Origin of the sequence: Halomonas marinisediminis (genome assembly GCF_004347715.1) — a bacterium.
Lineage (GTDB): Bacteria > Pseudomonadota > Gammaproteobacteria > Pseudomonadales > Halomonadaceae > Halomonas > Halomonas icarae.
The window spans coordinates 289,313-311,765 of the sequence record NZ_SLTR01000001.1; the positions used below are offsets into that span (position 1 = coordinate 289,313).

At 63.4% G+C, this 22,453-nt stretch carries 19 protein-coding genes; 9 read left to right on the forward strand and 10 right to left on the reverse strand.

The window, feature by feature from the left end:
* Positions 1-47: 47 nt before the first annotated feature.
* From E0702_RS01375 to E0702_RS01390, 4 genes are all read left to right on the forward strand, one after another.
* The gene (locus tag E0702_RS01375) at positions 48-602 is read left to right on the forward strand and encodes a hypothetical protein (RefSeq protein ID WP_132041168.1); all 555 of its coding nucleotides are present in this window, start codon (positions 48-50) and stop codon (positions 600-602) included.
* Positions 589-1,800 (forward strand): MFS transporter, encoded by a 1,212-nt coding sequence (locus E0702_RS01380; RefSeq protein ID WP_240721636.1) that lies wholly within the window; start codon positions 589-591, stop codon positions 1,798-1,800. The genes E0702_RS01375 and E0702_RS01380 overlap by 14 nt, the downstream gene beginning before the upstream one ends.
* Positions 1,801-1,924: 124 nt before the next feature.
* Entirely contained in the window at positions 1,925-2,974 is a 1,050-nt protein-coding gene (locus tag E0702_RS01385) for an asparaginase (protein WP_205741856.1), read from the forward strand.
* Between the two features lie 124 nt (positions 2,975-3,098).
* Positions 3,099-3,335, forward strand: coding sequence for a DUF2789 domain-containing protein (locus E0702_RS01390; protein ID WP_132041170.1), 237 nt, complete (start codon positions 3,099-3,101; stop codon positions 3,333-3,335).
* A gap of 114 nt (positions 3,336-3,449) precedes the next feature.
* Here E0702_RS01390 and trhP read toward each other — a convergent pair whose 3' ends face one another.
* The gene (trhP, locus tag E0702_RS01395) at positions 3,450-4,874 is read right to left on the reverse strand and encodes a prephenate-dependent tRNA uridine(34) hydroxylase TrhP (RefSeq protein WP_132041171.1); all 1,425 of its coding nucleotides are present in this window, start codon (positions 4,872-4,874) and stop codon (positions 3,450-3,452) included.
* 225 nt (positions 4,875-5,099) lie between these two features.
* On the opposite strand from trhP, the gene queC reads away from it, so the two are divergent.
* Together queC and E0702_RS01405 are read left to right on the forward strand one after the other, a co-directional pair.
* Positions 5,100-5,810, forward strand: a complete 711-nt coding sequence (queC, locus tag E0702_RS01400; RefSeq protein WP_132041172.1) for a 7-cyano-7-deazaguanine synthase QueC — start codon at positions 5,100-5,102, stop codon at positions 5,808-5,810.
* A gap of 54 nt (positions 5,811-5,864) precedes the next feature.
* A complete protein-coding gene (locus E0702_RS01405) occupies positions 5,865-6,143 on the forward strand; it encodes a YkgJ family cysteine cluster protein (protein WP_132041173.1) in 279 nt (92 codons plus the stop codon).
* A 5-nt stretch (positions 6,144-6,148) separates the two neighbouring features.
* Here E0702_RS01405 and E0702_RS01410 read toward each other — a convergent pair whose 3' ends face one another.
* From E0702_RS01410 to E0702_RS01450, 9 genes are all read right to left on the reverse strand, one after another.
* Positions 6,149-6,442: a hypothetical protein gene (locus E0702_RS01410; protein WP_237561918.1), complete on the reverse strand. Its 294-nt coding sequence runs from the start codon at positions 6,440-6,442 to the stop codon at positions 6,149-6,151.
* 257 nt (positions 6,443-6,699) lie between these two features.
* Complete coding sequence (locus E0702_RS01415; protein ID WP_132041174.1) at positions 6,700-7,080, reverse strand: histone-like nucleoid-structuring protein, MvaT/MvaU family; 381 nt, start codon at positions 7,078-7,080, stop codon at positions 6,700-6,702.
* A gap of 368 nt (positions 7,081-7,448) precedes the next feature.
* A complete protein-coding gene (gene rpsA / locus E0702_RS01420) occupies positions 7,449-9,125 on the reverse strand; it encodes a 30S ribosomal protein S1 (protein WP_132041175.1) in 1,677 nt (558 codons plus the stop codon).
* 180 nt (positions 9,126-9,305) lie between these two features.
* Entirely contained in the window at positions 9,306-10,010 is a 705-nt protein-coding gene (cmk, locus tag E0702_RS01425) for a (d)CMP kinase (protein WP_132041176.1), read from the reverse strand.
* The gene (locus E0702_RS01430) at positions 10,007-12,316 is read right to left on the reverse strand and encodes a bifunctional prephenate dehydrogenase/3-phosphoshikimate 1-carboxyvinyltransferase (RefSeq protein ID WP_132041177.1); all 2,310 of its coding nucleotides are present in this window, start codon (positions 12,314-12,316) and stop codon (positions 10,007-10,009) included. The genes cmk and E0702_RS01430 overlap by 4 nt, the downstream gene beginning before the upstream one ends.
* Positions 12,317-12,328: 12 nt before the next feature.
* Positions 12,329-13,420: a prephenate dehydratase gene (pheA, locus tag E0702_RS01435; RefSeq protein WP_132041178.1), complete on the reverse strand. Its 1,092-nt coding sequence runs from the start codon at positions 13,418-13,420 to the stop codon at positions 12,329-12,331.
* Positions 13,421-13,425: 5 nt separating this feature from the next.
* Positions 13,426-14,529, reverse strand: coding sequence for a 3-phosphoserine/phosphohydroxythreonine transaminase (gene serC / locus E0702_RS01440; RefSeq protein ID WP_132041179.1), 1,104 nt, complete (start codon positions 14,527-14,529; stop codon positions 13,426-13,428).
* 31 nt (positions 14,530-14,560) lie between these two features.
* Positions 14,561-17,296: a DNA gyrase subunit A gene (gyrA, locus tag E0702_RS01445; RefSeq protein ID WP_132041180.1), complete on the reverse strand. Its 2,736-nt coding sequence runs from the start codon at positions 17,294-17,296 to the stop codon at positions 14,561-14,563.
* Between the two features lie 136 nt (positions 17,297-17,432).
* Positions 17,433-17,852, reverse strand: coding sequence for an acyl-CoA thioesterase (locus tag E0702_RS01450; RefSeq protein ID WP_132041181.1), 420 nt, complete (start codon positions 17,850-17,852; stop codon positions 17,433-17,435).
* Positions 17,853-18,005: 153 nt separating this feature from the next.
* On the opposite strand from E0702_RS01450, the gene E0702_RS01455 reads away from it, so the two are divergent.
* The 3 genes from E0702_RS01455 to E0702_RS01465 all read left to right on the forward strand — a co-directional run bounded on the left by E0702_RS01455 (position 18,006) and on the right by E0702_RS01465 (position 22,408).
* Entirely contained in the window at positions 18,006-18,938 is a 933-nt protein-coding gene (locus tag E0702_RS01455; RefSeq protein ID WP_132041182.1) for a recombination-associated protein RdgC, read from the forward strand.
* Positions 18,935-20,149 carry a 1-acyl-sn-glycerol-3-phosphate acyltransferase gene (locus E0702_RS01460; protein ID WP_132041183.1) on the forward strand — a complete coding sequence of 405 codons (1,215 nt, stop codon included), beginning with the start codon at positions 18,935-18,937 and terminating at the stop codon, positions 20,147-20,149. Before E0702_RS01455 ends, E0702_RS01460 begins: the two co-directional genes overlap by 4 nt.
* A gap of 321 nt (positions 20,150-20,470) precedes the next feature.
* The gene (locus tag E0702_RS01465) at positions 20,471-22,408 is read left to right on the forward strand and encodes a bifunctional diguanylate cyclase/phosphodiesterase (protein WP_165927458.1); all 1,938 of its coding nucleotides are present in this window, start codon (positions 20,471-20,473) and stop codon (positions 22,406-22,408) included.
* The last annotated feature ends 45 nt before the right edge of the window (positions 22,409-22,453 follow it).

Sequence of the window (22,453 nt, forward strand, 5' to 3'; positions counted from 1 at the left end):
ACAATATGTGAATATACCCCCCACTCCCCCAACAATGTCACTCAACCATGCTCAAACAACTGTTTGGCAAGCAACCTATTGATATCTGGGTTATCAAGCAGGTCGACCACGACCTGCTGCATCTCTGTGGCCGTGCGACCCTGCCCGCCAAGCCGAATCGCAAGGCGGTAATGACAGCGCTGAGCGACTCTCGCTATACGGGGCCCGTGCGCATGGCCACGGGCGGTCGAGCCGTGCTGAACGCCCGACTCTTTGAGGCGCTGGTGCCGCTGGATGAGCTGCAGCTGCTCCCCGATAACCGGGCCCGCTGGCAGGGCCGCGACTGGCAGATCGCCCAGGTTCCCCAGCGCTGCTGGCTCTTCGAGGGTCGCCTGGTGGCCCAGCCCGACCCGCTGAACGGAGGCGGCGCACTGGTCAGTGCGGAGGATGTCACCGATATCCTGCGCCAGGTGAAACAAGAGATGCCCCACCATCTTGGCAGGGTGGTCTTTCGGCCCGAGAACCAAAGCGAGGAGCATCCTCTCCTGGCACCCCGCAGAGAAGAGCAGCGCCTGAGACTGCGCCCCAAGCAGGCCAGGGAGTGGCGACATGACCGCGACTAAGCGGGAGTCCCGCGTCAGCCTGGGACTGTTTATCACTCTGATGGTGCTGGTGGGCCTCAACCTGCGCCCCGCCCTCTCCTCCCTGGCCCCGGTGCTGACTCGTGTCCAACAGGATACGGGGTTGTCGGCATTGGCCATCGGTACCCTCACCACGCTACCCGTTCTCTGCCTGGGGCTGTTTGCTCCCTTGGCCCCCTGGCTGGCCAAGCGCCTGGGACCCGAGCGGGCCCTGGCCGCCGGGTTGATACTGCTGGCCGTGGGGCTGGCGCTGCGTGGCATTCCCGTGATCACCGCGCTTTTTATCGGCACCCTGATGGCGGGCGCCGCCATCGGCGTGGCTGGCACCCTGCTGCCGGCGCTGGTCAAGCGCGAGCTACCCGCGGGGGCCGACCTGATGACGGGCGTCTATACCATGGCACTGTGTCTGGGCGGGGCCCTGGGGGCAGGCTTGAGCATCCCTCTGGCCGACTGGTTGGGCGCGTGGCATCTGGGGCTTGCCAGCTGGTCGGCGCTGGCGCTCATCGCCCTGGTGGCCTGGCAGACCCTGGCTCCCCGCCGCGATGAAGCGGCGCTGCCCGGCGGTGGCGGTTCGATGCGCGCGGTGCTGACCCAACCCCTGGCCTGGCAGGTGATGTTGATGATGGGACTACAGTCATCACTTGCCTATATCGTCTTTGGCTGGCTTCCCACCCTGCTGGTAGCACGTGGCTACGGTGAAGCCGAGGCCGGCTGGATGATGGGCGCCTCGGTGATGGTGCAATTGCCCGCCGCCCTGGCCGCCCCCTGGCTGGCACGCCTGGGCCGGGATCAGCGCCCCGCCCTGCTGCTGGTGCTGGCACTGGTCGCCTCGGGGTTCTGGCTGCTGCTGCAGGGCGCTCCCTCACTGCGCTGGATCGGCGTGATCCTGCTCGGCCTGGGCCAGGGCGGCAGCTTCAGTCTCGCCCTGACACTGATCGTGCTGCGCACCGGCAACTCGCGCCTGGCCGGCAAGCTCTCCGGCCTGGCCCAGGGCGGTGGCTACACGCTGGCCGCCATGGGACCGCTGGGGGTGGGCGTGATGCTTCAGCTCGACCTGGGGCTCGGCATCATCACCGGCGTGCTGCTGGCGATCTGTGCGTTAGCCGCCACCTTTGCCCTCTTTGCCGGCCGCAACCGCCGCCTGGAGATCGACAATGATGGCCAGGTGGTCACTCGATAGCGACCAGGCGCTCTGATCATGCCCCTGTGCCGCCATGATATCGGCCACACGCCACTTAGATGATTTCGGGCATAGGCCACTTAGATGATAACGGCCATACGCCACTTAGGAGCCGCCCATGTGCATGCCTGACTCCCGACGGCCTCGCCCCTTGCTGGTGATCTACACCGGCGGTACCCTGGGGATGCAGGAGACGCCCAGAGGACTGGCCCCGGGCGGCAATATCGAAGCCCGCCTGGCACGCGCCCTGAAGTGCCTGCCGGGGGGCACCGTCGCCGAACTGCCCGCCTACGAGCTGCTCTCCCTATCGAACCCCATCGACTCCAGCGCGGCCACCCCCGCCGACTGGTCGCGACTGGCCGCGGTCATCGCCGCGCGCTACCGTGACCACGCCGGCATCGTGGTGCTTCACGGCACCGATACCCTGGCCTGGAGCGCCGCGAGTCTCGCCTACCAGCTGCAGGGCATCGACCGCCCCGTGGTGTTCACCGGCGCCATGCAGCCCCTGGAGGCGCCGAACAGCGACGCCGCCGGAAACGTCGCCCTGGCACTGCGCTTCGCCGCCAACCCGGCACTCCAGGAGGTCGCCATCGCTTTCGGGGGAAGGCTGCTGCGCGGTGTACGTGCCCGCAAGTCGCATACCTGCGATGCCATCGCCTTCGAAAGCCCCAACGCTCCACTGCTCGGCGAGCAGATCGCAGACACCGCCAGGCATTATCCCGAACATGGCCTTGCCCGAGAGGAGGAGATCGCGCCGCGCTTTGAGCTACCCGACTATGCGCCGCTTGGCGACGGCGGCGTGGCGCGTATCGCGTTGTGGCCCGGCATCAGCCCCCGGCAGCTGGCGGCCTGGCTCAACGACCCACGCCTCAAGGGGGCCCTGTTAGAGGTGTGGGGAGCCGGCAACCTGCCCGACGATTCTGCCCTGCTGGAACAGCTGACCCGAGCCAGCGCTGACGGCAAGCTGATCGCCGCCATCAGCCAGTGCCCCCATGGCACCGTCCGTCCGGGGGACTATGCCGCCGGCCAGGGGCTCACCGATGCCGGGGTGCTGGCGGGTGGCGCCATGACTCCGGAGGCGGCCCTGACCAAGCTGGTTCACCTGCTCGCCCAGCCGCTGGAGGATACCGAGCGGCGACGTCGCTTCCTTGCGCCACTGGTGGGGGAGCGTTAGCGCCACCGACTCAGGAGCGTTGACGCGCTTCAGGCAGAGGCCGCGACAAATGGCTATGGTGGGGGTGCATGCTTCGCGGTCACCATCGGCTGACCGCCCCACCGACCCAGCCGGGGACGCCACCATGGAACATCCCGACCACCCTTTCAGCGAACTCTTCGAACAGCTCGGGCTCGCTTCGGATCCCGATTCGATCAAGCGCTTTATCGACCGCCACGCCCCTATCCCCGAGGAGACGGCCCTGCCCGATGCCGCCTGCTGGAACGAAGGACAGGCGGAATTCCTGCGCGAAGCGATCGAGGAGGATGCCGACTGGGCCGAGGTGGTCGATCACCTCAACGCCTCACTACGCAAGGAGTGACATCCCACCCGGGTGATCGCCATATACGCCGCGAGCCCACCCCTGGAAAGGGGTGGGCTCGCATCGTCTCTCACCGGTATGACGCTGACAGACTCTTACCGCAGCAATCTCCCGTCAGCCGAGATCGCGCATCAGCAGCGCAAACTCGATTCGCTCCGGGGCGATCGCCTCGCCAGGCACCGGGATCCGCACCACATGACCCGAACCGGGGGCTGCGCCGACGGATTCACCGCGTCTGTTCTCGATATGCTCGAGGACGAAACGACGATTGCCACCCGGCAACATCAGCTCCATGCCATCCCCCACCTCGAAGCGGTTCTTGACGTCGATCTCGAGAACGCCGCGGTCGGGGTCGTAGCCGATCACCTCGCCGACAAACTGCTGGTGCACCCCCACGGAGTTGCCACGCTCATAGTTCTGATATTCGTCGTGGACATGGCGGCGATAGAAGCCCTCCGTGTAGCCGCGGTTGGCGAGGTTGTCGAGTTCATCCATCAGACGCATGTCGAAGGGACGGCCAGCCACGGCGTCGTCGATGGCCCGACGATAGACCTGGGCGGTGCGCGCCACATAGTAATGGGACTTGGTGCGCCCCTCGATCTTCAACGAGGAGACACCCATCTCGGTGAGCCGCGGCACGTGCTGCACGGCGCGCAGATCCTTGGAGTTCATGATGTAGGTGCCGTGCTCATCCTCGAAGATCGGCATCAGCTCACCGGGGCGTGTGGAATCCTCGATCAGTGCCGAGAGCTCATCCTGGCCCTCTACCCCACCGGCCGTGGCCGTGCTGTGGCGCGTGCTGCCACCGCCCGATGCGATCAACCCGCCCTGGCCGCCGCCCTGGCCCGGTGTCCAGACACCGCTGGCGGCATGAGCCGCGGCCGAGTTGGCCGGCACCAGGTCGCCGGTCTCGTCGTGGGCCGCCGCCACGGTGTTGTACTGCCAACGGCAGGCGTTGGTGCAGGTACCCTGGTTGGGGTCGCGGTGATTGAAATAGCCCGAGAGCAGGCAGCGTCCGGAGTAGGCGATGCACAAGGCACCGTGCACGAAGGTCTCGATCTCCAGATCGGGGCACTCGGCACGGATCTCGGCGATCTCCTCGAGCGACAGCTCGCGAGAGAGAATGATTCGGCTGACCCCCTGCTGCTGCCAGAAGCGCGCCGCCGCCCAGTTGACCACATTGGATTGCACCGAGAGGTGAATCTCCTGATCGGGCCAGCGCTCGCGAATCATCATGATCAGCCCAGGGTCGGACATGATCAGCGCATCCGGTCCGGCCTCGATCACCGGCTCCATATCGCGCAGATAGGTCTTCAACTTGCTGTTATGCGGCGCAATATTCGAGGCCACGTAGAACTGCTTGCCCCGCTCATGCGCATAGGCGATGCCCTTGTGCAGGTTATCGAGCTTGAAATCGTTGTTGCGCACGCGCAGCGAATAGCGCGGCTGGCCGGCATAGACCGCATCCGCGCCATAGGCGAAGGCGTAACGCATGTTCTTGAAGGTGCCCGCGGGGGACAGCAGTTCAGGGGCTTGCATGGGGATCACCGTTGTCAGGACGATGGCATCCTCGACGGCGTCTGGCCGCAGGGATGCAAGGGGATGAAAGGCGCGAAAGTGTAGCAACTCACGCCGATTCTGGCCAGAATCCCCCGCCTTGCGTAGACTAGGCGGCCTTCCGGACCGGACCCCGGCCAAGGTCCCGACGCGCCCGATAGATGGTGCGACGGGACGGACAAATTCTCCGACTCATCAGGTATCCCCATGACCCAACCCGACTCCCCGGCCACCGTGGTGATCTACTCCGGTGGCATGGACTCCTATACCGTGCTGCACCGTGCCCTACGCGAGGGCCGCCGGGTACACGCCCTCTCCTTCGACTACGGCCAGCGCCATGCCCGCGAGCTCGAGGTCGCACGCCGAGTCTGCCAGCGGCTCGGCATGCCCCATCAGGTGGTCGACATCACTGCCATCCATGGCCTGATCGACGCCTCGGCACTGACCGATGCCAGTCGTACGCTACCGGAGGCCGACTACGAAGAGACCAGCCTTCAGGACACCGTGGTACCTAACCGCAACATGATCCTGCTCTCGCTGGCCATCGCCAAGGCGGTGAACATCGGCGCCGACCGGGTCGATTACGGTGCCCATGGTGGCGACCACGTGCTCTACCCGGACTGCCGACCCGAGTTCGTCGCGGCCATGCAGGCCGTGGCCGGCCTCGCCCACTTCACCCCGATCGCCGTTCATGCGCCCTACCTGCACCACGACAAGACCGCCATCCTCGCCGATGGCCTGGCCATGGGGCTCGACTACGCCGAGACCTGGACCTGCTACCGGGGCGAAACCCTGGCCTGCGGGCGTTGCGGCAGCTGCCGGGAGCGCCTGGCGGCCTTCGCCGCCAACGGGGTGCGCGATCCGCTGAGCTACTCCCAACGGCCCCGACTACCCGCCGAGGGTCGACACCCTGACTGAGGCGCGTCAGAGCCTTTAGCAACACGCTAACCGCCCCATCGCGAGGAGAACATCATGCCATATGCACAGGAGACGCCGGGGTGTCGCCCCGGCTGCGGGGCGTGCTGTATCGCCCCGTCGATCACCTCGCCCATACCTGGCATGCCGGAGGGCAAGCCCGCCGGCACACGCTGCACACAGCTCGACGAACACAATCTTTGCCGGCTGTTCGATGATCCCTCTCGGCCGGCCGTCTGCCGGCTATTCGACTATGACGCCGAACTATGCGGCAATCATCGCCACCAGGCGCTGGAACGTATCACGGCGCTGGAGCTTTCCACCCGAGAGGCGTGATGCCTTCAGGCATTCGACTCGAAGTGCTGCAGGGTTTCCAGAAGCTCTCTGACACGCTGTGAGGAGAAGTCATACTCCGCCATCAGTGCCTCGAGCCGCTTTTCAAACCCTTCGGGAACAGTTGTCACCCGAGCCATATCCTCTGCTTCGGAAGGCTCCAGCGCCAGTTCGGCTGCGGACTCAGCTGCCGGAGTGGCATCCAGCGCGCGCAGGGCCTCGGCAAAGGCATCGTCGAGCTCCCGGAACTGGCGCAGTTTATCGCGCTCACCCATGGCTTTGCGTGGTGTCTGTTGTTTCATTGGTGGTCATCTTTAAGCGGGCAAAATGAGGTGTGAATGGCACACCGCCCGATTGGAGAAGCGTCGATTATACTCGTATTCAGCGCGATCGCTAACGCCATCCTGCTCGACACGTCAGGGCCATCCCCAAGGAATGACGCCAGCCTAGCGGCTCGCCCTTCCGCTCAAGAGCAGACTTCGGCCTGACGGCGGGATACACGAACGGCGCCCACTGGCGCCGTTCGCAAGAGCCGTTCTCTTCCGTTCACGCCAGAGAACTAGTCTTCAACACGCACCAGCCAGGACTCGACGGTGTCGGGACCAAACTCATCCTTCCACGCCTTGAGCGTCTTCTGGTTACCACCGCGAGTCTCGACGACCTCTCCAGTGTTGGGGTTCTTGTAGATCTTCAGTTTACGCTTGCGACGCGTGCCGGTGGAAGCGGTTGAAGGCGTCTTGGGCCCGGAGGTTGCCGGCTTGGGGTCGAGCAGTGCAATGACTTCGGCTGCACTCTTGCCATACTCCTTCATCAGCGACTCGAGTTTTTCCTTGAACTCGAGCTCACTCTGTAGGCGCTTATCATTCTGCAGCTTATCAAGATTGGCCTGGAGCTCCTTCAACTGCTGCTCCATCTGCATATATTCGTTAAGAAGAGACATGGGAAGTTTCCTTGGAAATTACGACGGGATGCAAGGGATGTATATTATGCGCGTCAAACTCAATACTTGGCAATAGTCTAGTTGAATTGATTAGCCAGTGAAAGTTGTCGCAATTAAACACTTCCATCCACACTCAAACTCAGCAGTAGAGACAAACAAACAACTCGCCAGGATGATGAACTCTCCTGGACGAATAACTTTACGAGTTCATGACACCACTATTCAGCAGAGACTCCGGAAGGCTGGAGTTCATCCACCATCTCGAGCATCGAGAGATAAATATCTCGTCGATGTCGGGACCCTACACGTAGAAAAAAACCGCCGCCCCGGAGGGCGGCGGTCCTGGCGGATTGGAAAGCGCTATCCGATCAGTCCTGACCCATCTGCTGCTTGATCAGGTCACCGATGGTGGTCGGGCCACCACTCTCGGGAGTCTCTTCACGCAGCTTCTTCAGGTTCTGACGAGTGTCGTCCTGATCCTTGGCCTTGATGGAGAGGTTGATCTGACGGTTCTTGCGATCCACCCCGATGATACGAGCCTCGACGCTATCACCCTCGTTGAGGACGTTGCGAGCATCCTCGACGCGGTCGGCGCTGATTTCGGAGGCCTTGAGCACGGCGATGACATCGGTGGCCAGCTCGACCTGAGCTTCCTTGGCATCGACTTCGATCACACGACCGGTAACCACGGCACCCTTGTCATTGACGGCCAGGAACTCGGCGACCGGATCGGTATCCAGCTGCTTGATGCCCAGAGAGATGCGCTCGCGCTCCGGATCGATGGAGAGGATCACGGCCTCTGCCTCGTCGCCCTTCTTGAACTGGCGAACCGCTTCTTCGCCGGTATCGGTCCAGGAGATGTCGGAGAGATGCACCAGGCCATCGATGCCGCCTTCCAGACCGATGAAGATACCGAAGTCGGTGATCGACTTGATGGTACCGGCAACGCGATCGCCCTTGTTGTACGTGGCGCTGAAGGTCTCCCACGGGTTGGCGGTGCACTGCTTGATACCCAGGGAGATACGACGACGCTCCTCGTCGATGTCCAGGACCATGACGTCCACGTCGTCGCCGACCTGCACCACCTTGGACGGATGGATGTTCTTGTTGGTCCAGTCCATCTCGGAGACGTGAACCAGACCCTCGACACCCTCTTCCAGCTCGGCGAAGCAGCCGTAGTCGGTGAGGTTGGTGACGGTGGCGTGAACCTTGGTGCCTTCCGGGTAACGATCCTTGATGTTGACCCACGGATCCTCGCCCAGCTGCTTCAGACCCAGAGACACACGGTTGCGCTCGCGGTCGAACTTGAGGACCTTGACGCTGATCTCGTCGCCCACGGCCACGATCTCGCTGGGATGCTTGATACGCTTCCAGGCCATGTCGGTGATGTGCAGCAGGCCGTCGACGCCACCCAGATCGACGAAGGCGCCGTAATCGGTGAGGTTCTTGACGATACCCAGGATCTGCTGGCCTTCCTGCAGCGTGGCAAGCAGGGCCTCACGCTCGGCGCTGTTCTCGGCCTCGAGGACGGCACGACGGGAAACGACAACGTTGTTGCGCTTCGGGTCAAGCTTGATGACCTTGAAGTCGAGTTCCTTGTTCTCGAGGTGCGTGGTGTCGCGCACCGGACGCACGTCGACCAGAGAGCCCGGCAGGAAGGCACGGATGGAGTCGACATCGACGGTGAAGCCACCCTTGACCTTACCGTTGATCACGCCCTTGACGATCTCGTCCTTCTCGAAGGCAGCTTCCAGCACCTTCCACGCTTCGGCACGCTTGGCCTTCTCGCGGGACAGACGGGTCTCGCCGAAACCGTCTTCAACGGCTTCCAGGGCGACGTGGACCTCGTCACCGACGGCGATGGCCAGTTCACCGCTCTCGTCACGGAACTGGGCCGAGGGGATCTGACCTTCGGACTTCAGGCCCGCATTGACGGTAACCCAGTCACCCTCGATGTCGACAACGGTAGCCACGACGATGGCGCCCGGCTCCATGTTGATGTCCTGGAGAGACTGTTCAAAAAGTTCAGCAAAGCTTTCGCTCATGATGTTCCTACGTGATCAACGTTAAAGTGCGACGGAGTCGCTTCCTCCGCACCACCAGCGAGTGCGGGCCTTATTCACCAAACCCCCGGAGATGTTGGCGCTGGTTCGACCTGGCTCGGCTCTCGGCAAACGGTGCCGAGCCACGTCATCACATGCTGCCGGAGGCGCCGCAAGGGAGTTTCAGGCTTCGGGGAGCAGACCACGCTGGGTCAGCAGCTCCGTCAGCCGATCCACCACTTCCGGTATCGTCAGGCGCGTGGTATCAAGCGTGATGGCATCTTCTGCCGGCTTGAGTGGCGCCACGCTGCGCTGCATGTCGCGGGCGTCGCGCGCCTGAATCTCCTTCAAAAGACTCGATAGACTAGCATCCACACCGGCCTCCCGCAACTGAGCCTGGCGACGATGAGCTCGCTCCTCGGCACTCGCGGTGAGAAATATCTTCAGCGGCGCATCGGCGAATACCACGGTGCCCATATCACGGCCATCGGCCACCAGCCCCGGGAACTGGCGGAAGTCGCGCTGGCGGCTCAGCAATGCCTCGCGGACCCCCGGCAGCGCCGCCACACGGGAGGCCGCATCACCCACCTGCTCGGTACGGATGGTGGTGGTGGCATCGCTGCCCTCGAGCATCACCCGGGTGGTGCCGCCCTCGGCGACAAACACCACCTCGAGATGGCGCGCCACCTCGGCGAGACTCGCCTCATCATCCAGAGACACGTCATGTTTGCCGGCAGCCAGTGCCGTGAGTCGATAGAGCGCGCCGCTGTCGAGCAGATGCCAGCCCAGGCGCTCAGCCACCAGACGGCTGATGGTGCCCTTGCCGGCACCACCGGGGCCATCGATCGTCAACACTGGCGCCTGGAGACTGGCTTGGGAATCACTCATGCCCCCTCCTCGCCACTCTCTTCCGTGAGTGTCAGTCCCACCTTGCGCGCCAGGTCGACGAACCCGGGGAAGGAGGTCGCCACGTTGGCACAGTCATCGATGATGATCTCCTCGCTCGCCCGCAGCGCGGCGATGGCGAACGACATGGCGATGCGATGGTCCTCGAGGCTGTCGATACGGCCGCCACCATAGTTGGAACCCTCGGCACTGCCTCCACCAACGATATCGATGCCATCGGGGTAGAGAGTGTGCTCGACGCCGATGGCGGCCAGCCCGTCAGCCATCGCCTGCAGCCGGTCGGACTCCTTGACACGCAACTCTTCCGCGCCGCGTAGACGCGTGATTCCCCGGGCATTGGCAGCGGCAATAAACAGCGCCGGAAACTCGTCGATGGCCAGCGGCACCTGCTCCAGTGGGATGTCGATGCCCTTAAGCGGCGCATGGCGGATATGCAGATCGGCTACCGGTTCTCCCCCTACCTCGCGCTCGTTCTCCAGACGCAGATCTGCCCCCATCAACTTGAGGATATTGATCACACCGATACGAGTCGGGTTGATGCCCACATGCTCAAGCACCAGGTCCGAGCCCGGGGTTATCGCCGCGGCTACCAGGAAGAAGGTCGCCGAGGAGATATCGCTGGGCACATCGATGGGCGCCGCGGTGAGACGGCCACCACCGGAGAGCCAGCAGGTATCCCCATCACGGTGTACCGGATAGCCGAACCCGGCCAGCATGCGCTCGGTGTGATCACGGGTCGGGGCCGGCTCGCTGACCCGGGTCTCCCCCTCCGCATACAGGCCGGCAAGCAGCAGGCAGGATTTCACCTGGGCACTGGCCATCGGCATGTCGTAGCTGATGCCCTTGAGCGCACGACCACCATGGAGTTGAAGTGGCGGTCGCCCCCCCTCGGCGGTATCGATCTCGGCCCCCATCAGGCGCAGCGGGTCGGCCACCCGATTCATGGGGCGCTTGGTCAAGGAGGTGTCGCCGGTGAGCTCGGTATCGAAGGCCTGACCGGCCAGCAGCCCGGCGAACAGGCGCATGGCGGTACCGGCATTGCCGACATACAGGGGACCTGAGGGCTTTTTGAGGCCGTGCAGGCCGACCCCATGCACGGTGACTCGCCCCTGATATGGCCCCTCGATGGCCACCCCCATCTCGCGGAATGCCTGGAGGGTCGCCAGACTGTCCTCTCCCTCCAGAAACCCCTTGATCTCGGTGACTCCCTCGGCCAAGGCGCCGAGCATGATGGAGCGATGGGAGATCGACTTGTCACCGGGAACACGAATGCGCCCGACCACGGCACCACCGGGGCTCATCCGGTAGCGCAGATTACCTTGCTGTTGCATCTGATATTCCGCCTGATAGCTGGTCTTGTTGAGCAGGGATTCGAAGTAGTGCCGAGCATGGCTGGCGCGATCGAAGATCGTCAACATGGCGTCACCATCACCACGCTCCACGGCAACACGCAGGCGTGCCACGCCGGCCTCGAAATCATCGAGGGAGGCGAGCACGGCATCACGATTGGCGGTAAAGATGTCACGCCACATAACGGGGTCGCTGCCGGCAATACGCGTGAAGTCACGAAAACCACCGGCGGCATAGCGAAAGATCTCCAGGCGCTCATCCTGGCGCGCCAGCGTGTCCACCAGCGAGAAGGCCAGTAGATGCGGCAGGTGGCTGGTGCGAGCCAGCACCTGATCGTGGCGCTCCACCCCCATCTCCAGCACCTCGGCACCACAGGCGCTCCACATCGCCTGTACGCGGGCCAGCGCCGCGGGGTCGGTATCCGGTTCGGGCGTGAGGATCACCTTGTGGCCGATATAGAGCTCAGGGTCGGCCGCCGCCACACCGCTCTTTTCAGAGCCGGCGATGGGGTGGCCGAGCACCAGGTTGGCCGGCATCCGGCCGAAGACCTCCAGCGCACAGTCGCGGATGGCCGCCTTGGTACTGCCCACATCGGTGATCACCACATCGCCGGCGGCGTCACCCAGATAGCGGGCCAGCTCACCCATCACGCTGCGCATGGCCAGCACCGGCACGGCCAGCACGATCAGCGAAGCACCGTCGACCACCCTTTCGAGGCGAGTATCACCGCGATCAATCAACCCCATCTCGAGGCCGCGCCGGATCTCGTCCGGATCCGGATCACAGGCGACGATTTGCTCAGCCGGCCCGAAGCCGCCGAGATCGTCGCTGTCGCGACGACCGTAGCCACTGGCTCTCAGGGCGGCGGCCAGCGAGCCCCCGATCAGGCCAAGACCGACGATCAGGATGCAAGACTCCTCGTGCTTACGCGTCACCATCGATGCCATGCCCTAGAGCACGCCGACGGGGTAGGACCCCAGCACCTTGACCTCGGCGGCGCGCAAGCGCACCTCCTCCAGCACCGCGGCCACCCGGGGCTCCTCGTGATGCCCCTTGAAGTCGATAAAGAAGACATAGTTCCACACGCCGCTGCGCGAGGGACGGGTCTCCAGGCGTGTCATGTCGATCTGATGGCGATGGAAGGGCTCGAGCAGATCATGCAGCGCCCCGGGCTGGTTGCGCATGGCCACCACGATCGAGGTCTTGTCGTCACCGGACATGGGCACATCCTGATTGCCGATAATCAGGAAGCGCGTGGAGTTGTCCGGGCGGTCCTCGATCTTCTCGGCCAGGCGGGTCAGACCATAGAGCTTGGCCGACATGTCGCCGGCGATCGCCGCGCTGTGCCACTCGGTCTTGACCAGGCGTGCCGCCTCGGCATTGGAGGAGACCGGCACCCGCTCGGCCTGAGGGTAGTGGGCATCCAGCCACTTGCGGCACTGGGCGAAGGACTGCGGATGCGAGTAGATCCGCGACACCTTGTCCCGTCGGGTGGTCTCGCCCACCAGCAGGTGATGATGGATTCGCAGCACCACCTCGCCGCAGATACGCAGGCCGGAATCGATGAAGGAATCCAGGGTGTGATTGATCACGCCCTCGGTGGAGTTTTCCACCGGCACCACCCCGTAGTTGACCGCCCCGGCCTCCACCTCACGAAACACTTCGTCGATGGCGGCCATCGGCAGGCTGATGGCACTCTCGCCGAAGTGCTTGAGGGTCGCCTGCTGGGTAAAGGTACCCTCGGGGCCGAGATAGGCAACCTTGATGGGCTGCTCCAGCGCCAGACAGGCCGACATGATCTCGCGGAACAGCCGTGCGACCTCCTCGCTATCCAGCGGTCCCTTGTTGAGCGCCATGATACGACGCAGCACCTGGGCCTCGCGCTCGGGGCGATAGAACACCGCCCCGGCATCCTCGGCGGTCTTGACCTGGGCCACCTGCTGGGCGCACTGGGCGCGCTCGTTCATCAGCATCAGCAGCTGGCTGTCCAGATCATCGATGCGGCTGCGCAGCGCATCGAGATCGATGGGGGTGTCGCTCATGATATTCAGCCCTTTCTATTTTCGAAGTCGGCCATGAAATCGATCAGTGCATCCACGGCAGCTTCGGGAACGGCGTTGTAAAGGCTGGCCCGCATGCCGCCTACGCTGCGGTGGCCCTTGAGGTTGAGGAGCCCCGCCTGCTCGGCCTCGGCGAGGAACGGCTTGTCCAGTCGCTCATCAGCAAGCACGAACGGGACGTTCATGCGTGAACGGTTCGCCGGCGCGATGGGGTTGGAGTAGAGCTCGCTGCCATCGATGGCGGCATACAACTTGGCGGCCTTTCGCGCATTGATGGCCTCCATGGCCGGCAAGCCACCAATATCGTGCCTGAGCCACTCGAACACCAGCCCTGCCAGATACCAGCTGTAGGTCGCCGGCGTATTGACCATCGAGCCGCCCTCGGCGAGGGTCTTGTAGCCAAACAGCGTGGGCATGTCGGGGCGTGCGCGCTCGAGCAGATCGTCACGCACGATCACCACGACCAACCCGGCGGGGCCGATATTCTTCTGCGCTCCGGCGTAAATAACGCCGTATCGCGATACATCCAGCGGCCCGGAGAGGATCGACGAGGACATGTCGCAGACCAGTGGCACCTCGACCCCGTCCGGACGCACCCCCCGCGGGGTATAGTCGAAGGCGAGTCCGCCGATGGTCTCGTTGGCGGTGACATGCAGGTAGGACGCATCATGGGAGAGCTCGATCTCCCCCTGCTGCGGCACCCGGGTATTGCCGCTGGCCTCACTCGAAGCCGCCACCCGGGCATCACCGAACAGGTGGCGCGACTCGGCGATGGCCTTGCGGCTCCAGATGCCGGTATCCACGAAGTTGGCGGTGCCGCCGCTTCCCAGCAGATTGAAGGGCACCGCGGCAAACTGCTGCGTCGCCCCGCCCTGGGTAAAGAGCACCCGATAGTTGGCGGGGATCGCCAGCAGCTCGCGCAGATCGGCCTCGGCCTTTTCGGCGATGGCAACATACTCCGCCGAGCGGTGGCTCATCTCCATCACCGACAGGCCGTGACCACGGTAGTCGAGCATCTCGTCGCGGGCCCGCTCCAGCACCGCGGTAGGCAGCGCCGCCGGACCGGCGCAGAAGTTGAAATGACGTGTCATGCGTCCTGGTTCTCCATTGGGGTCAGCTCCCTCAATCTTCTTCGGGGTCTGACCCCGCACCCTCGTTGCCTGCCTCGGCGGAGGCGTCATCTGCGCCTTCAGCCTCTCCAGCGCCCTCAGGCTCTTCCGACTCCTCGGGCTCATCGACGCGCACCGTCTTGACCAGCTTCTCCTCGTTACCCAGTCGAATCAGCATCACGCCCTGGGTATTTCGCGAAGTGATCGAGACCTCATCAACACGGGTGCGCACCAGGGTGCCACGGTCGGTGATCAGCATCATCTCATCGGAGGAGTAGACCTGCATGGCCGCCACCAGCGAGCCATTGCGCTCGCTGGTCTGCATGGCGATGACGCCCTGACCGCCACGACCGCGTAGCGGGAACTCCTCGAGGCGACTGCGCTTGCCGTAGCCGTTCTCGGAGGCGGTCAGGATATAGATCTGGCCGCCATTACCGGCTTCCACGGACGCTCCCTCCTCGCCTTCAATCTCGGCGTCACTCTCCGCCCTTCTATCACAACTGGCCTCGGCATCGATCAGCTGGCTCTGGGGGATAATCAGGCTGATCACTTCGGCACTGTCGAGGAGGCGCATGCCGCGCACGCCGCGCGCGGTACGCCCCATGGCCCGCACATTTCCCTCCTCGAAACGAATCGCCTTGCCATTGGAGGAGAGCAGCATGACATGATCGGAACCCGAGGTGATGGCTGCACCGACCAGGCGGTCGCCCTCCTCGAGATCGATGGCAATCAGACCGACGCTGCGCGGCCGCGAGAACTGCTCGAGGCTGGTACGCTTCACCGTCCCCTTGGCGGTGGCGAAGAAGATATAGCTTTCGGGGTCATAGTCGCGCACCGGCAGGATGGCATTGATCGACTCGCCCTCATCCAGCGGCAGCATGTTGACCAGCGGCTTGCCGCGTGACCCACGGCTGGCCGCCGGCATCTCGTAGACCTTGAGCCAGTAGACCTTGCCGCGGTTGGAGAACAGCAGCACGGTGTCATGGGTCGAGGCCACCAGCAGATGCTCGATGACATCCTCATCCTTCATGGCGGTGGCGGACTTGCCGCGACCACCGCGTCGCTGGGCCTGGTAGTCCGAGAGCGGCTGGGTCTTGGCATAGCCGGAGCGAGACACGGTGACCACCATATCCTCCTCGGCGATCAGGTCCTCCATGGAGAGGTCGAGGTGGCTGGCCTGAATCTCGGTCTTGCGCGGATTGCCGAACTGGTCACGTACCGCGACGAGCTCCTCGCGGATCACCTCGAGAAGACGCTCGGCGGACGCCAGTATGGCCATCAATTCGGCGATCCTTTCGAGGATACCGAGATATTCGTCGAGCAACTTCTCGGTTTCGAGACCTGTCAGGCGGTGCAGACGCAGCTCGAGGATAGCCTGGGCCTGGGCCGGCGACAGGCGATACTCGCTGCCCGCCGTATTGAGCCCGAAGCCCTCTTCGAGATCCTCGGGCTTGCAGGAGGTGGCGCCGGCCCGCTCGAGCATTCCGGTGACCTGCCCGGGCGACCAGTCTCGTGCAAGCAGCTTCTCCTTTGCCTCGGCCGCATTGGGCGAAGCCTTGATCAGCTCGATGACCTCGTCGATGTTCGAGATGGCAACGGTGAGGCCCTCGAGAATGTGACCACGTTCGCGAGCCTTGCGAAGCTCGTACAGGGTGCGCCGTGTCACCACCTCGCGACGATGACGAATGAATGCCTCGAGAATCTCCTTTAGATTGAGGATCTTCGGTTGACCGTTTTCGATCGCCACCATATTGATGCCGAAAACGGTCTGCAGCTGGGTCTGGGCGAACAGGTTGTTGACCACCACCTCCCCGGACTCGCCACGCTTGACCTCGATCACCACCCGCAAACCGTCCTTGTCAGACTCGTCGCGCAGCTCGGCGATTCCCTCGATTCGCTTCTCCTTGACCAGCTCGGCGATCTTCTCGATCAGACGCGCCTTGTTCACCTGGTAGGGCAGCTCATCGATGATGATGTGATCCCGGCCACTCTTTTCATCATGCTCGATGGTATGGCAGGCACGCACGTAGATGCGCCCACGGCCGGTGCGATAGGCCTCGAGGATCCCGGCACGGCCGTTGATGATGCCACCCGTGGGGAAGTCAGGGCCGGGAATATGCTCCATCAGATCGTCGACGGAGAGGGTGTAATCATCGATCAATGCCAGGCAGGCGTTGATGATCTCCCCCATGTTGTGCGGCGGGATATTGGTGGCCATGCCCACGGCGATACCCGACGAGCCGTTGACCAGCAGGTTGGGCACCTTGGTGGGCAGCACCTCGGGGATACGCTCGGTGCCGTCGTAGTTGTCGACCCAGTCGACGGTCTCCTTCTCCAGATCGGCAAGTAGCTCGTGAGAGAGCCGCGCCATGCGAACCTCGGTGTAACGCATGGCGGCGGCACTGTCGCCGTCAATGGAGCCGAAGTTGCCCTGGCCGTCGACCAGCACATGGCGCATGGAAAATTCCTGGGCCATGCGCACGATGGTGTCGTAGACGGCACTATCACCGTGGGGGTGATACTTACCGATGACATCGCCCACCACGCGGGCGGACTTCTTGTAGGGTTTGTTCCAGTCATTGCCGAGCTCGTGCATGGCAAACAGCACGCGCCGATGCACGGGCTTGAGGCCGTCGCGCACATCCGGCAGCGCCCGGCCGATGATCACGCTCATCGCGTAATCGAGGTACGACTGCTTGAGTTCGTCCTCGATGTTGACTGGCAGAATCTCTCTGGCGAGCTCACCCATGGGTCGTCGAATCCTTTGCACTGCAGGAGGTTGGCCGCCCGCCGTGGCGTTGCCTGGGGCGCCATTTACAGCCGCACATCATATCACTCCGACGCGGGCAAAGGGAGCTGACTATTCAGGTTCCGCCCCGCCACCGCTACTCCAGTACGAGGGGAGCCAACAGCTCATGCAGCTCCCCCTCGATGGGAATGGCACGGTTGGCGGCCACGTCGAGCAACACGAAGGTGATGGTGGCACGACTGATCAGTGCATCATCGCCACGTCGATGAATCTCCTGGGCCATGCGCGCGCTACGAGTGCCAAGCTCGCAGACCCTGCTGCTGACCTTGAGATCGTCGCCGGCCACGGCTGCCGCGCAGTAGTCGATATTGACATTTACCGCCACGAAGGCCACATCACCGCGCCGCAGACGATGAAAAAGCTCGGGGCGATCATCGAAATAGGCCCAGCGCCCCTCTTCCAGGAACTCCAGATAGCGGGCATTGTTGACGTGACCATAGCCATCGAGATGGTAACCACGCACGCGCACTGAAACAGAGGAAATTCGACTATCCATGGGTCATCACTCCTTGGCCTGAAAGGACTCGATTCTAGGCATCCACCCCTCCCAAATTCAAACATTCGTTTTATGCCTGACTCATGATCGATGCTGGCACCCTCGCGCCCCTTCGGTGATAATGGCGACCCTTTTCTCCGGGAAAAATGCTGCATGTGGTTCAAGCACTTACACCTTTATCGGCTACACGACGCACCTGAGCTGGATGCCGCCACGCTCGAAGAAGCCCTGGCCGAACAGGCGGCGCGACCGCTGGGCGGACAGGATCCCCGCCGCCTTGGCTGGACCTTCCCGGGCGGTCGTGCCGACACCAGCCGCCTTCACGAGCTGCAGGGGCAACGCCTGCTCAGCGCCCTGCGTCAGGAACGGCTGCTGCCCGCCAGCGTCGTCAAGGAAGAGGTCGAAGAGCGCGCCGCCGAGGTAGAGGCTCGCGAGGGGCGCAAGCTGCGCCGCCAGGAGAAGATCACCCTCAAGGAGCAGGTAGTCGAGGAGCTGCTGCCTCGTGCGTTCGTCCGCAGCCAGAAGATCGACCTCTGGTGGGACACCCGGCGCCGGCTGATCGGGGTCAACGCAAGTTCGCGAACGCGAGCCGAGGAGCTACTCGACCTGCTGCGGGAAACCCTGGGCAGTCTCAAGGTCACGCCACTGGCAACCCAGGTAATGCCAATGCGCGCCATGACCCAGTGGCTTACCGACCCCGCCTCACGCCCCGCCGATCTGGTGGTGGGTGACCAGGTGGAGCTTAAGGCCAAGGGCGATGACGGCGTACTGCGTGCCCGCCAGGTCGACCTCGACAGCGACGAGATCCAGCAGCTGCTGGAGAGCGGACGGCAGGCCAGCAAGCTGGCGGTGGAGATCGAGGGCCGGCTAAGCTTCGTCCTGCATGACGACCTGGCGCTGAAGTCGCTGCGCTTCGGCGACGCACTGATCGACGAGGCCAACGCCAGCGATGATGGCGATGACGCCTTGCTGCGCCTGGATACCGATTTCGTACTGATGGCCCAGGCTTTGGGCGAAAACACCGAACGCCTCATTGCCTGGCTGGGCGGCGAGGCCGGCACCGCAAGCGACACCCAAGCACCATGACCGAGAACCGACCCGACAGCAGCGCTCAGGACCCCTGGGCCGACATCCGCCCCTTCAACGACGACGAGGTCGCGGGGGTGCTAGCGAACCTCACCCAGGAGCCTGAGCTGCTCGATGCCCTGACCCGCTATCGCCTGCCGCGACTCTCGCGCCTGATGCCTGGCCTCTCGCGTCGACTGGCAAGCCTGGCGCTGCGCCGGCAGGTGCGTGGCGTTCAAAGCATCAAGCAGTTCCAGCAGCGTATCGCCGGCTACATGGAGCGGATGATTCGCACCACGACCGATGAGTTCACCACCGCCGGACTCGACAGGCTCGACCCGGCAACGGCGTATCTGTTTATCGGTAACCACCGCGACATTTCCCTGGACCCCGCCTTCGTCAACTACGCCCTCTACCTGGCGGGTCGCAACACGGTGCGCATCGCCATCGGCGACAACCTGCTCAAGAAGCCCTATGTCACCGACCTGATGCGCCTCAACAAGAGCTTCATCGTGCCGCGCAGCGCACGTGGCAAACGCGCCATGCTGGCCGCCTACCAGAAGCTTTCCGGCTATATGCGTCACTCCATTACCGGCGACAATCACTCCATCTGGATGGCCCAGCGTGAGGGACGTGCCAAGGACGGCATCGATGGCACCGACCCGGCGATCATCAAGATGATGACGATGTCGCGGCGGGCCGAGGATCGCCAGGCAAGCCTCGGCGAGGCGATCCGCGAACTGCGCCTGGTACCGGTCGCGATCAGCTACGAGTATGACCCGTGCGATGTACAGAAGGCCCGCGAACTGCACGCGATGCACACACTCGGCAAATACGAAAAGGGTCAGTACGAGGACATCAGCTCCATTGTTGCCGGCATCACCGGCCACAAGGGGCGCGTCAAGCTCACCTTCGGCACCCCGCTCGGCGCCGATTTCACGGCGCCCGATGAGGTCGCCGCCGAGATCGACCGGCAGGTACTGGAAGGCTACCAGCTCTTCCCGAGCCACTATCTGGCACTGGAGACCCTGGGTCACGCTGCGGAGCTTGTCGACCTCGGCGAGATCACCGGGGCCGATCGCGAGCGCTTCGAGACGCGGCTTGCTCAGGTGCCTGCCGAGCTTCGGGAGTGGTGGCTGGCCCAGTACGCCAATCCGGTTCTCAACAAGGCGGGGCGCGCCCCCTTTACGCCAGGCGCGGCGCAGAACGAACCCAGGAGCGAGGCACGCTGAGCTCAGCGCCCTCAGCACGCCTGGCCACATGATTACGAACAAGCCGCAATCCCCCCTCATGCCTGCCGATACGCCCAAGTGCGGCAGGATGAGAGGGTGCGAGACCTGAGCCGCCACGCCCCCGTCCTTGACGTCGGCGCTTGCTGACGTTCCCGTAAACTGATGTAAGTTGACGTTAGCTACTGTAAGCTGGTGCCAACCATTCGTCGCGAGCTGCTCAGCTGGCAGTCGGCTCGCGTCTGCGACGACGCAGCCGTTACGCCTGGGTATTTGACATGACGCGTGGCTGCTGGACGCCAACCCCATGGGGAGTACATCGACGTGTCGCTTATCAAGCAGCTCTGGCTGACTATCGCCCTGGTACTCTTATTGGCCTTTAGCGGCACCCTGTATATTGGCTTGACCAGTTTCCGACTCCAGTTGGAACAGCAAGCCGAACTACGCAACCGTCTGAATGCCGAGGCTGTGGCACTGGCCATCAGCCAGGGAAACATGACCCCTGATAACGTCGCTCAACTGCTGGCCACCCAGTTTGATTCCGGCCACTACCGCCGCATCGCACTGCATGACACTCAAGGCAATGTCGTGGCCCTGCATGAGGGCAGCAAGCCGTCTATCGAGGTTCCGCGTTGGTTTGTCAACCTGGCCAACATCGAAGCACCGGCCGGCCATGCGACCGTTAATGACCCCTTGAACCGCTACAGTACTCTCACCCTCGAGAGCCAGCCCGGCATCGCCTATCAGCCGCTGTGGCTCGCGACGTTCAAGCTTGCCGGCTGGTTCGGCATGCTCTGCATAGTCGGTCTATTCCTCGCCGCGTGGGTCGCGCGAAGTATTCGTCGACCGCTGCGACGCCTGGTAAAGCAAGCCCACGAAATTGGTAACCGGCAGTTTATCACCACGCCCGAACCTCGCCTGCGCGAGGTAAGAAAGGTGGTAAATGCCATGAACCACCTTTCCGAATCCCTGGCCGAGATGCTTGGCCGTGAGAGTGAACGCATCGACCTGCTTCGCAAGCGGTTGCAGCATGACTCGGTCTCTGGCGTGCTCAATCGAAAAGCCTTCATGAGCCACCTTCACAATACCCTCAGGCGCAGTGATCATCGGGCTACAGGCACGCTTGCCCTGGTGCGCTTGTCACGACTGGGAAAGATCAACGCAAGCCTGGGGCAGGCCGAAACCGACCGGCTATTGCACGAATTGGGCCAGAGCCTAGTACAGGTTGGCACGCTGGTGGGCGAAGGGGTTGCCGGACGCCTGAACGGCAGTGATTTCGCCCTGTTGATCCCCTCCTCGAGTGACACCAAGCTGATCGGTGAGGAGATCATCCAGCGACTGACAACCCTCGAGCAGGCACAGCAGGAGGCTACCCTCACGCTTCCTTCGGCGTTGATCACCTACGCCCAGGGCGACCAACCGAGCGCCCTTCTGGCAAGCCTCGACGGAGCACTCGCCAATGCCGAGAATAGCGGCCATCTTGTCCAGCTGGTGGCCAAGGGAGCTCAGCGCCTGACGCTTTTCAATAGTCACGCCGAGTGGCGCCAGGCCTTGTCTCAGGCACTCGATGACGGCGTATATCTAGGCCGCTATCCGGTGCTCGACACTCAGGGTCAGCTGTTGCACCTCGAGTGCCCGGCGCGTCTGCGCCTTAAGGGCGAGTGGCGCCCGGCCGATATCTTCATGCCCTGGATCTCTCGCCTCGGATTCGAACCTCTGTTGGACCTGGCGGTGGCCCGCGAGACACTGCGCGAGATCAACCGCCACGGCATGCCGCTGGGCATCAACCTCTCCCCGGCGTCGCTGCGCGAAGGTCGTTTCATGTTGGACTTCCGCAATCTGCTCCAGGGCAATCGGGAAGCCGCACGCCAGCTTTGGATCGAAGTGCCGGAAGCCATGCTGACCCACGACCTGGAGACATTGCACAGCCTGGGTCGCGAGCTTCAGCTCTTCGGCTGTCGATTGGGTGTGGAACATGTGGGTCGCGAGTTTCGCCGTATCACCGACCTCGAAGGCTTGGGTCTGAGCTACATCAAGATCGACGCCACTCTGGTCGAGGGTCTTCACGAGAGCCTGGATCAACAGACACTCCTGCGGGGAATCGCCACTCTCTGCCACTCCATTGGCATGATAGCCATTGCCGAGGGTGTCGCCAGCCAGAAAGAGGCCGAGATGATCTTCAAGCTCGGGATCAAGGGCGTCACCGGTCCAGGCATCCGCCAGCTGAACCGGCCCAGCAGCCAGGCGAGTTCTATTGAGTGAAGCGAGGAACCGACGGGGCACCGAGCGATGATAAGAGTGAGGACT